The sequence below is a fragment of the Thiomicrolovo immobilis genome, from assembly GCF_039645955.1.
In the GTDB taxonomy this organism is placed as follows: domain Bacteria; phylum Campylobacterota; class Campylobacteria; order Campylobacterales; family Sulfurimonadaceae; genus Thiomicrolovo; species Thiomicrolovo diazotrophicus.
Genome location: NZ_CP147916.1, coordinates 481198 through 492757, shown reverse-complemented (window position 1 = coordinate 492757; position 11560 = coordinate 481198). Strand labels below are relative to the sequence as shown.

The 11560-nt window shown below is 61.2% G+C and carries 8 protein-coding genes; 3 read left to right on the top strand and 5 right to left on the bottom strand.

The annotated features are described in order from the left end of the window. Window positions 1-259 precede the first annotated feature (259 nt). From WCX72_RS02515 to WCX72_RS02505, 3 genes are all read left to right on the top strand, one after another. Window positions 260-1993, top strand: a complete 1734-nt coding sequence (locus tag WCX72_RS02515; RefSeq protein ID WP_345970704.1) for a protein adenylyltransferase SelO family protein — start codon at window positions 260-262, stop codon at window positions 1991-1993. A gap of 110 nt (window positions 1994-2103) precedes the next feature. Continuing rightward, window positions 2104-2991, top strand: coding sequence for a cache domain-containing protein (locus WCX72_RS02510; protein WP_345970703.1), 888 nt, complete (start codon window positions 2104-2106; stop codon window positions 2989-2991). A gap of 241 nt (window positions 2992-3232) precedes the next feature. Continuing rightward, window positions 3233-3751, top strand: coding sequence for a hypothetical protein (locus WCX72_RS02505; protein ID WP_345970702.1), 519 nt, complete (start codon window positions 3233-3235; stop codon window positions 3749-3751). Window positions 3752-3866: 115 nt separating this feature from the next. Here WCX72_RS02505 and WCX72_RS02500 read toward each other — a convergent pair whose 3' ends face one another. From WCX72_RS02500 to WCX72_RS02480, 5 genes are all read right to left on the bottom strand, one after another. Further along, a complete protein-coding gene (locus WCX72_RS02500) occupies window positions 3867-6851 on the bottom strand; it encodes a DEAD/DEAH box helicase (protein WP_345970701.1) in 2985 nt (994 codons plus the stop codon). A 67-nt stretch (window positions 6852-6918) separates the two neighbouring features. Further along, a complete protein-coding gene (locus WCX72_RS02495) occupies window positions 6919-8100 on the bottom strand; it encodes a bifunctional folylpolyglutamate synthase/dihydrofolate synthase (RefSeq protein ID WP_345970700.1) in 1182 nt (393 codons plus the stop codon). Continuing rightward, a complete protein-coding gene (locus WCX72_RS02490) occupies window positions 8054-8572 on the bottom strand; it encodes a hypothetical protein (protein WP_345970699.1) in 519 nt (172 codons plus the stop codon). The genes WCX72_RS02495 and WCX72_RS02490 overlap by 47 nt, the downstream gene beginning before the upstream one ends. 9 nt (window positions 8573-8581) lie before the next feature. Further along, window positions 8582-11029: a leucine--tRNA ligase gene (gene leuS / locus WCX72_RS02485; protein ID WP_345970698.1), complete on the bottom strand. Its 2448-nt coding sequence runs from the start codon at window positions 11027-11029 to the stop codon at window positions 8582-8584. 67 nt (window positions 11030-11096) lie between these two features. Then, window positions 11097-11435 carry a DUF6394 family protein gene (locus tag WCX72_RS02480; protein ID WP_231020248.1) on the bottom strand — a complete coding sequence of 113 codons (339 nt, stop codon included), beginning with the start codon at window positions 11433-11435 and terminating at the stop codon, window positions 11097-11099. Window positions 11436-11560 lie beyond the last annotated feature (125 nt).

Genomic DNA, 11560 nt, shown 5'->3' with positions numbered 1-11560 from the left:
TTCGTCAACTAATATAAAAGGTTTGCATATGATGAGAGCTAGGTATCTTGATATGAATCTCCAAGCCTAGCAAAATTATGTTCATCAGTTCGAAGAACTGCCATGCTAACTTCAACTCTCCTGCTCCTTAAAGAAAAAACACCGAACCTTTTGTACCAAACCTCATTAATAGCACTTTTTAGAATAGCCTGCAAGAATTCACTTTTTAGATAACCGAACCATTTTTGCATGCCCGATGTGAAGGCAAAAGGAAACAAGTATGAAAACAACATTTGAAAACCCTACAGCGGTAAAGAGCCTTGACGATCTCGCAGCGTTGGCGGATTATTCGCTCATGGACACGTTGACCCCTGACCCCGAGGCGACCGCGGACGGCGTTGACCACGCGCCCCGGCAGGTCTTCAGCGGGCACTATGTGCCTGTGAACCCTACGCCCATAGAGACCCCCGTGTACATCGCGCACAGCGAGACCCTATTTCGTGAACTGGGCTTTAGCGACGCATTGGCGACCTCGGAGGAGTTTATGCGGATGTTCTCGGGCGACAGCTCGCAGCTCCCCGAGCCCCTGCGCCGCCGGGGCTGGGCGACGGGGTACGCGCTTTCCATCTACGGGACCGAGTACTACGAGCAGTGCCCCTTCCGAACGGGCAACGGCTACGGCGACGGGCGGGCGGTTTCCATCCTTGAAGCGGTCATAAACGGGCAGCGCTGGGAGATGCAGCTCAAGGGCGGCGGCAGGACACCCTACTGCCGCGGTGCCGACGGCCGCGCCGTGCTGCGTTCCAGCATCCGCGAGTTCCTGGCGCAGGAGCACATGCACGCCCTGGGCGTAAAGACGTCGCGCTCGCTGAGCCTCTACGCCTCCCAGACGGAGACGGTCGCGCGGCCGTGGTTCAACAACGGCTCCTACTCGCGGAACCCCGAAGTCATGCTCGAGGAGGCCGTGGCCATCACGACGCGGGTCGCCCCCTCGTTTCTCCGGGTGGGCCAGGTCGAGCTTTTCGGCCGGCGGGCGCGCAAGAACGAGCACCCTAAAGCATTGGAGGAGCTCGAGCAGATCGTCCTGCACCTCTGTGAGCGTGAGTACAGCGACACCATCGATGCCGCCCTGCCCCTCCGGGACAAGGTGCTCCTGCTGGCAACGGCGTTCCGCGACCGTCTCACCACGCTGGTGGCGGAGTGGATACGCGTGGGTTACTGCCAGGGCAACTTCAACAGCGACAACACCGCCGCCGGCGGCTTCACCCTCGATTACGGCCCCTTCGGGTTCATCGAGATGTTCGACCCGCGCTACCAGCCGTGGACGGGCGGAGGGGACCACTTCTCCTTCCTGAACCAGCCCCAGGCGGCGGAGACGAACTTTGCGATGTTCTGCAGCGCGCTGAAGCCGCTGCTGACTGCTGATGAAAAGGCCGTGAACGAGCTGGACATGCTGACGCTTCGATTTGCAAGAGCAATGCAGGGGAAAATGATACCCATGTGGGCGTCCAAGCTGGGGCTGCATAAGCTGGATGCGGCGCTGTTCAACGAACTGGTGACGCTGATGATCGAGACCGGGGTGGATTACACGATCTTCTTCCGCGAACTCTCATCCGTGCCCGAGGACATCGGCCCGCTGACGAAGAGCTTTTACGGTGACGGGGTCAAAGATGCCGCGCTGCTGGAGCGCTGGAGCGAATGGTTGGAGAAGTGGAAAACGGTAATCCGGACGACCAACCCCGACGACATCAACGCCGCGTCGCCGGAATCGCGCGAAAAGCTTTCAAAGCAGATGAAAGCCGTCAACCCCAAGTACACCTTGAGGGAGTGGTTCCTCGTCCCGGCCTATCAGCAGGCCGCCGACGGGGACTATACGCTTATCAAAGAGCTGCAGGCCGTCATGACGGACCCCTACGCCGAGCAGTCCGAAGCAGTAGCGGCGAAGTACTACCGCAAAAAGCCCACCGAGTACTTCGAGATCGCGGGCATCTCCCACGTCACCTGTTCCTCTTAAATAGGGCGAAGGGCATCTTCATGCCCTTCGCCGCTCCACTGCCTTTAGATACCTTTTAGCGGGATTGCCATACGATAAAAGCTGCACACCTCAACACGGAGGCAGATACCATGAAAGTTCTACGGGGGATCAGAAGCGCGGCACTGCTGCTTTTCATCTGGACGGCGGTGAACCTTGCCGCCGCGGAGCCGGTGGCGTATGAGCACAAGGAGACCTGCGACCTCGTCGCCTTTGTCCAGGCGGCGGCCGACGCGGTCGCCAAGGAGGGCGAAGCCGTCTTCCCCGCTTTCAGACAAAAAGGCGGGAAGTGGTTCCGGGGCGACAGGTACGTCTTCGTCTGGGACCTCAAGGGGAACCGCTACGTCTATCCGCCTGATCTTGTGCATGAGAAGCGGAACCTCATCGGGCTCGAGGACATCGGGGGCAAACCGATCGGGCGGATGATCGTCGATGCGGCCGAGAGCAAAGCGGGCAGAGGGTGGGTCCACTACCAGTGGAACCGCCCGGGAGAAACGGCGCCCGTCTGGAAATCCACCTACGTCATGCGCAGCACCGCCCCCTCGGGCAGGGTCTACCTCGTCGGCAGCGGCAACTACAAAAGCGTGATGGAAAAGGCGTTCCTCGTCGATGAAGTCAACGCCGCCGTCGCCCTGCTGCAAAAGGAGGGAAAGGCCGCCTTTAAAACCCTGCGCGACAAGAAGAGCCGCTTCTATTTCCACGACACCTACGTCTTCGTCACCTCCGCCTCCGGCGTCGAACTGGTCAACCCGGCCTTTCCCGGCATCGAGGGGCGCAACGTCCTGACGATCACGGACATCAAGGAGAAGGCCGTCGCCCGGGAGTACATCGACCTGGCGATGCTCAAAGGAGAGGGGTGGGTCTCCTACTACTGGCCCCGCCCGCAGGCCCCGCAGATCCCTGTCCAGAAAATCACCTATGTCAAAAAGGTCGTGGTAGAGGGCGAACCTCTCATCGTCGGGGCGGGGGTATACGAATAGGCCTGCGCGAAGCCGTTTCGGCTTTCGGCTCCGCCGTGCTGCTCCTGCCGTAGCATGGTATATGCATTGGGTTTGTTCTTCTTACAAGCGTAACGGCAGCTATCTCTTATTCCGGTGCTCGCACACAACTTGAACGAAGCACATCTCGAATTGCATTGCAAAGATTTCAGAACGCGGAAGCAGAGATAATATTTCGTTCATTCATGACTTTTTTACGATGGGTTCACACATAGGAACTCCCATGGGAACACCGATCGATTACATCTATGAAAACAAACTTGAATGGCAGCCGTCATTTAAAGGCGCGCTGGGCGTACCGGGCCGTTACGGCTACCGCGGGGCGCTCGTCGTCACCGAGGGCAAGGCGAAGCCCCAGACCATGCTCAAACAGGCCATCGCAGTCTCCGACGACGAGAAGATGCTCTTTTTCGCCGGAGAGCTGGCAAGTTTCGACGACTTCGAAGCGGCCTTCGAACGCTACAAAAGCCTCTTCACCCCCGAAACCCTGACAACGTTCTTCTTCAGCGACATCGCCAGCGATGCCGTCTTCGACTACGAAGGCATCAGTATCCACGCCTTTTCGCTGGACGAGAGCTCCGTATGGAACGAGCTTGTCGAATCCGCCGACCTGGACAAAAAAGAGCTCAAACGCATGGGCTCCGAGGAGAAACTCGACACCATCTACGACGAGCTCAAGGGCAGTACCCTTCGCGCGGCGCCCAAAAGCTACGAAGAGGCGTGTGCGCTCAAGTTCGCCTAGCCTGCCGCTTCTCCCGCAGCCGCCGGGGCCCCGGCGTTCTGCCGCTCTCCGTTTTCCCTTCAGCCCCTATTTTCCCCGCATCATGGCACCGCTGCCATCAGACACGCAAACGACGCTACAGGACTTTCGGCTTCGCCGTGCGCAGGTAGTGCAGGACCGCCTTGATGATATCGTCGTCGTCTTTGCTGTCGGCGGTGACAAACTCTTTGGCGCCGCTCAGGTACTCCACCGTGATGTTCTGGCCGTAGGAGCTGAGCATCTTGATGTGCTTCTCCAGCCCCATCAGCTTGATGACCATCAGCTCGAAGAACTGCTTCGTCGGGCCGTCCGGGCGTCCGAAGCGCTCCGTGACCTCCTCCTCGATCTCGTAGACCTCCGTCGGGTTCTCGCAGAGGCTGAGGCGGCGGTAGAGCTCCAGGCGCAGGCGGTCCTCGGCGACGAGCTCGTCGCTGATGTAGGCGCTGACGGCGAGCTTGAGGTCCACCTTCGCCTTGGGCGTCTCTTTCTTGTTGCTCAGCTCCTTGATGGCGTCCTCGAGCATCCGCAGGTAGAGGCTGTAGCCGATGTTCTTGATATGCCCGCTCTGCGCGTCGCCGACGAGGTTCCCCCCGCCCCTGATCTCCAGGTCATGGTAAGCCAGTACGGAGCCGCTGCCGAGGAAGGAGTTCGACTCCAGGGCGACGAGGCGCTTCTTCGCCTCCTCGGTAATGAGCTCCTTGTCCTCGACGATGAAGTAGGCGAACCCCTCCGTATGGCCCCGGCCGACGCGGCCGCGGAGCTGGTGCAGGTCGGCGATGCCGAAGCGGTCGGCCCCGTCGATGATCATCGTGTTGACCCGCGGCATGTGGATGCCCGACTCGATGATGGAGGTCGCCAGCATGAGGTCGTACTCACCGGCCTGGAACTTCAGCAGCTCCTTTTCCGTCTCGACGGCGCCGACCTGCGAGTGGAGCATCAAGATACGGAGGTCGGGGAGGATCGCCTTGAGCTCGCCCAGCTTGATCGGCATATGGTCGATGGAGTTGTAGACGTAAAAGACCTGGCCGCCCCGGCGAAGTTCGCGCAAAATAACCTCTTTAACAAGCTTCTCGTCGTAGGCCTTGACGAAGGTGCGCACCCCCTGCCGTTCGCCCGGCGGGGTCATGAGGGTGCTGAGGGTCTTGATGGAAGAGAGCGCCTGGTTGAGGCTGCGAGGGATAGGCGTGGCGCTCATGGTGAGCAGGTGCGTCTTCTCGTAGAGGGTTTTGAGCTTCTCTTTCTGTTTTACCCCGAACTTGTGCTCTTCGTCGATGACGACGATGCCCAATTTTGCGAACTTCGTCCCGAAGAGCGCGTGGGTCCCGACGACCATATCGATGCTCCCTTCTGCCAACCCCGCCTCGACGGCTTTTTTCACCTTGGGGGTGACGAAGCGGTCGATCTTGGCGATGTGGAAATCATACTCGGCGAAGCGGGCCTTGAGCGAGGCGAAGTGCTGGGAGCTGAGCAGGGTCGTCGGGACGATGACGGCCGACTGGTAGCCCGCGGAGGCCGCGGCGAACATCGCGTTCATTGCCACCTCGGTCTTGCCGAAGCCGACGTCCCCGCTGAGGAGCCGGTCCATCACGTGGCCGCTGCCGATCTCCGCGATGATCTCGGCGATGGAGCGCGCCTGGTCCTCCGTGTACTCAAAGCCCGCGCGGGACTGGAACGCCGCCAGCTCCTTGGCATCGGTCTCGATGACGGGGGCGCTGATGAGCGCGCGCTGGGCGGCGGTGTTGACGATCTCCGAGGCGATCTCGAAGAGGCGCTTCTTGACCTTCTCCTTGAGACGGCCGAAGCTCCCCTTGCCCAGGCGGTCCAGCACCGGCGGCGCCCCGGCCCCCGCGATGTAGCGGTCGATGGCGTCGAGGTTCTCCACCGGCAGCAGGACCCGCTCGTCGCCCTGGTACCTGATGGCGATGAAGTCGCGCACGCTTCCCAAAATCTCCGCCTGCTCGATCGCCTCGAAGATCCCGACCCCGTGCTCCTCGTGGACGACGTAGTCGCCGGGCTTGAGGTCGTCGAGGAGCAGGCTGCTCTTGCGGCGGCGCTTTTTGCGCACCGGTTTGTTCAGGGAGATGATGAGCTCAGTGTCGGTAATGAGGTTGACGATCTCGCCGGAGCGTTTGACCGTCATCCCCTTCGTGTCGAAGATACCCGCCTGCTTCAGCTGCGCATCGCTGCTGGCAATTACTGTCACTTTCTTGTTCGGGTGGACCTCCAGCAGGGTTTTGACGTCGGTGACCGCGAGGGCTTTGACCCGGTCGTCTTCGGGGAGGACCGCGACGGACGCGAAGCCTTCCTGCGGCAGCTGCGGCGTGTTCAGGGTATAGGCTTCGCCGATCATCGCGTCGAGGCGTTTGACTGAGGCGACCTTTTTGCCCTCGAGGAAGTTCTCCGCGTCGTCACCGAGGTACCAGAAGCCCAGGGAGTCGAGGTCCTTGACGAAGCTGTCGCTCGTTGAGGCTTCTACCGCCGCGACGATGCGCTCATAGCCCGCTTCGTCGAAGGCGTAGGGGGCGCTGTGCAGTTCGAATCCCTCGAGCTCCTCGCCGACGGTGCGCTGGGTCTCCACCTCGAAGGCCTTGATCTGCTCGATCTCGTCGTCGAAGAGGGAGATGCGGTAGGGGCTCTCCGTGCCGGGGGCGAAGACGTCGATGATGTCGCCGCGGAAGGAGACCTCCCCCTCCATCTCCACCAGGTCGACGAAGCTGTAGCCCCAGTGCAGCAGTTCCGTTTTGAGGGCTGCGAGGTCGAGGCGGTCGCCGAAGGCGATCTGCTTCGTGCGCAGGAGGTTCGTTTTGGGCAGCGGGAAAAGGAGGCTCTTGAAGGGGGCGATGACGAGGGGCTTGCTATCTGCCTCGTAGTAGTGCCGCAGCGCCTCGGCCATCTGGCTCAGCTCTTCGCTGAAGGGGCGGAGGTCGTCAAGCCAGGTCGCGCGGAAGTCGGGGAGGACGACCGCGTCGATCTCCTTGAAGCGGCAGAGGTCGCGGAGCTGCTGCGCTTCGGCGGCGTCTTCGCAGATAAGGACGTCGGGGAGGCCACCCTTTTTCAGGTAGGCGTAGAGCTTGGCCTGCATACTCAGCGTGCCGTATCGTTACGGAGGGTTTTCGGCGCAGTTCCCAGGGTCGCCGTCACTGTATGGTTCATTTCAATCCCGTCATTTTTATAAAGGCCTCCGCCACGCTGAACGAGCCGAAGACCAGGTACATTTTCTGTGCCTGCACCCCTTCGAATGTGCCGTAGGGGATATCCTGCGCTTCGAGCGCCCCGATGAGCGCATCGCGGGCGGCGGCCCGCTCGCTTTGCACCTCAATCAGCTCGACGCACTCGATGTTGTCGCGGAGCGCGGCGAGGATGGCGGCGTACTCCTTGTCGCCGTAGCTGTTGTAGACGAGGACGACCTTCTGCGCCCCCAGCTCCCGTGCGATGGCCCGGGCGGCAAGGACGTTGTGGCCCACGTCGAGCAGAACGTTCGGGGCGATCCGCGAGAGGCGGCCGAAAAGCGGCGCGCTGAAGCTCTCTGCGTCGAAGGGGACGCCGAGCACCTGCAGCGCGCTCGCGGCGAGTGTGAGGTTGTCGCGGAGGTACTCCGGCAGTGCCAGCGCTTCCGCCCTCTTTTGAAGCGCCATTATAGCATCTTGCTCTAACAGCCGTTCACAGCGCAGCAGGGTCGCGCCCCGCTCCGCGGCGATCTCCGAGGCGATGGCGTAGACCTCCTCGTGGGGCTGCAGGCCCATGACCACCGTGGGACCCATCGCCCGCAGTTTCGTCGCGGCGATTGATGCGATGGTGTCGCCCAGGAAGGCCTGGTGGTCGAGGTCGATGGGGGTGACAAGAGTGAGCGTTTTGGGAAACACGGCCGTCGCGTCGAACTCGCCGCCCAGGCCCGCTTCCATGACGACGTAGTCGCAGGGCTCATAGAGCGCCGCGGCCATCAGGGTCGTGAACTCGAAGTAGCTGAGCGCGTCGGCCGTCTCCGGGTCCAGCCACCCCATCACCTTTTCAAAGGCGCTTTGCAGCTGCGCATCAACGGCATCGCTGCCGTTCAGCCAGAGGCGTTCGTTAAAGCGCAGGATATGGGGAGAGGTGTAGTGGCCGACGCTGTAACCGGCATGCAGAAGCGCCGAGGCGATGAAGCGCCCCGTCGTCCCCTTGCCGTTGGTGCCGACGAGGTGGATGATCTTGGGCAGTGTGACTCGGGACTTTACCTGTTCCCAGGCCCGCGGCATCCGCTCCAGGTCGATCTTGTCGTAGTAGAGCGGTTTTGCGTCGAGAAACTCAGCGTACTTCAGCAGAGGCCCCTTCGCCCGCGACCTGGGCGACAAAGCTGTCGAGCGCCTTCTCCGAACCGTACTTGATCGCTTCGAAACGGACAAGGTCGGAGATAATGGCGTTGGGTTCGATGGTAAAGAGGTAGCTTCCCCGCGCGTTGTAGCGGCGTGTCTGCTCCCCGCTCTCCCGGTCGATATCGAGGGTGACGATGGCGCGGTAGGCGACGATGTAGCCGTTGGTGTCGTACTGCACCGGATTGAACACGACCTTGCGCAGGGAGATGGTCAGGTGGGTGCTGGCGTGCGCCTCGTCGGTCAGGCGGGTGCGGAAGCGGTTGACGACGGCCTCGTCGAGGGCGTCTTTGATGTAGACGGTGTTGTCCGGGTCCTGCATGGAGATGACGATCTTCGTGCTCACGCTCTCCTGCAGCACCGGCTTGACGGCCCGGCTCGTCGGCCGGTAACCGCAGCCAGAGAGCAGCGCCGCGGCGATCAGTACCGAACCAATCCGCTGCAATCCACCCATATCTCTTCCTTACTTGACGACGATGTTGACGAGCTTGTTCGGCACGACGATCTCTTTGACGACCGTCTTGCCCTCGAGCCACTGCGGGATGATCGCCTTGGCGGCTTCGATCATCGCCTCTTTGGACGCATCCGGCGCCACGTCGATCTGGCCGCGGTTCTTGCCGTTGACGGAGACGCCCAGAGTGATCGTATCGAGGGCGAAGACCTCCTCTTTGACAACCTGTGAGCCGAGGTTCTTGCGGCCGAAGAGGCGGTCGCTGATCTCCCAGCAGACATGCGGGACGATGGGCTCCATCAGGGAGGTGAGGACCCAGTACGCTTCCGTCCATACCGCTTCGTTCTCCTGGTCATTGAGGGCGTTCATCGCCTCCATGACCCCGGCGATCATCGTGTTGAAAGTATAGCGTTCGCCGAAGACGTCGTTGGCGCGGGCCAGCGCTTCGTACACCTTCTTCCGCGCCGCTTTCTCCTCTTTGGAGAGGGCGGCGTGGTCGATCTCGGGCAGGGTGTCCGTTGCGGCCGCTTTTTCGCTGCGGTCATAGAAACGGCGCAGGAAGCGGTAGGCCCCCTCGACGGCGCTGTCGTTCCACTCCAGCTCCTGGGTCGGCGGGGCGGCGAAGAGGATGAAGAGGCGGGCCGTGTCGGCACCGTACTTCTCGATGAGGGCGTCCGGGTCAACGGTGTTGCCCTTGGACTTGCTCATCTTCGCGCCGTCTTTGAGGACCATCCCCTGGGTGAGCAGCCGCTCAAAGGGCTCCTTGACGTCGACGTAGCCGAGGTCGCGCAGCGCCTTGGTGAAGAAGCGGCTGTAGAGCAGGTGCAGGATGGCGTGCTCGATCCCGCCGATGTAGTGGTCGACGTTCATCCAGTAGGCGAGCTCCTCCTTGTCGAAGGCCTCTTTTTCCCAGGTAGCGCGTCCCGCCGTGTAGCGCAGGAAGTACCACGACGACTGGATGAAGGTGTCCATCGTGTCCGTTTCGCGCTCGGCCGCGCCGCCGCACTTGGGACAGCTGCACTGCTTCCATGTAGGGTGGTGCTCCAGCGGGTTCCCCTCGCCGGTGATCTCGACGTCGTCGGGGAGTTCGACCGGCAGGTTCTCTTTTTTCTCCGGGACGATCCCGCAGGTCGGGCAGTGAATGAGCGGGATCGGGGCACCCCAGTAGCGCTGGCGGCTGATGCCCCAGTCTTTGAGGCGGTAGTTCGTCACCCGCTTGCCGATGCCCTCGTTTTCGAAGTGGGCGATAATCGCCTCTTTCGCCGCGTCGCTCATCATCTCGCTGAATGCGCCGGAGTTGAAGAGCATGCCCGGTTCCGTCATCGCCTTGCCTTCGACGACGCCCGCCTCAGGGTGGGCGATGACCGGGATGATCGGCAGGTCGTACTTCGTCGCGAAGTCGTAGTCGCGCTCGTCGTGGGCCGGGACGGCCATGACGGCGCCGGAACCGTAATCCATCAGGACGAAGTTCGCGACCCAGACCGGCACCGGTTTGCCCGTGAGCGGGTGCATGACATTGATGCCGAGGGCGACGCCGTGCTTCTCTTTCTGGCGGTCGATGGAGCTGCTGTTCTTCATCGCGTTGATCTCGGCGGCCGTCTCCGTGGAGAGCAGGCCGTTGTCGATCATGTAGGTGACCAGTTCGTGCTCCGGCGCCAGGGCCGTATAGCTGACGCCGTAGATCGTATCGGGGCGGGTCGTATAGACCTCGAAGCCCTCGAACGCGTCACGCAGGCGCTTCTTGGAGTGCTCTTCGAGGTGCAGGGTAAACTCGAGCCCGCTGCTGCGGCCGATCCAGTTCTCCTGCATGGAGAGGACCTGCTTCGGCCACCCCTTCTCCAGCTGTTCGAGGTCGTCGATCAGCTCGTCGGCGTAGTCGGTGATGCGGAGGTAGTACTGGTGCATCTCTTTTTTGACGATCGGGGTGTCACAGCGCCAGCAGCAGCCGTCGACGACCTGCTCGTTGGCCAAAACGGTGAGGTCGTGCGGACACCAGTTGAGGAAGGCCTTCTTGCGGTAGAGCAGCCCCTTTTCGAAGAGGTCGATGATGAAGCCCTGCTCGAATTTCGTATAGAGCGGGTCGGAAGTGGCGAACTCGCGCTCCTTGGAGAAGGAGAGCCCCAGGGTGGCGAGCTCTTTGCGCATGTAGTCGATGTTCTCGTAGGTCCACTTCTTCGGGTGTACCCCGTGCTTGATCGCCGCGTTCTCCGCCGGCATCCCGAAACTGTCCCATCCGATGGGGTGCAGGACGTTCAGGCCCTGCTGGCGGTAGTAGCGCGCGAAAGCGTCGCCGATGGTGTAGTTACGCACGTGCCCCATGTGGATGCGCCCCGACGGGTAGGGGAACATGCTGAGGACATACTTTTTGGGTTTCGTAAGATCATCAGAGGGTTCAAAACTGCGCTCTGCGTCCCAGAACGCCTGCCACTTGGTTTCGATATCGGACGGGTTGTATTGCAAGGTAACTCCTCGAAGCGGTGCGATCCGCCTCACTGTATTTCGGAAATCGGCGCCGCGGCGCCTACTGTTAGTACTCTTCTCTTGTTTTGGAGCTTTCGATATAGACCAGGCCCATGGAGAAGACGTTGGCAATCAGGGCGCCGATGGTCAGGGCGACCGCGATGTCCATGTTGCCGACGACGACAAGGTAGATGAACGCCGGGATCAGGTGCAGGTCCGCCACGAGCGAACTGGCGAGCAGTTCGGCCGAAAGCAGGTTGCGCACCCCGATCTTGAGGATCGTCGACACGAGGTTCAGGCTCGCCGCGACGAAGAGGGAGACGGGCCCGTGCTCATAGAGGAAGCCCGCCGTCGACGTCAGACTCATCAACGTAAAAAAGACGTAGATTACTTTACCCCAATCCATAGATAGCTCCTTTTTGGGCTAATTTTACCATTAACCCTGGTCTACGAAAATGCCGAAAGCATTTTTGTGCTTTAGTGGCATAGCGCCAAGCGTAGGCATACGGGACTTTGTTCCGGATGCCGTTC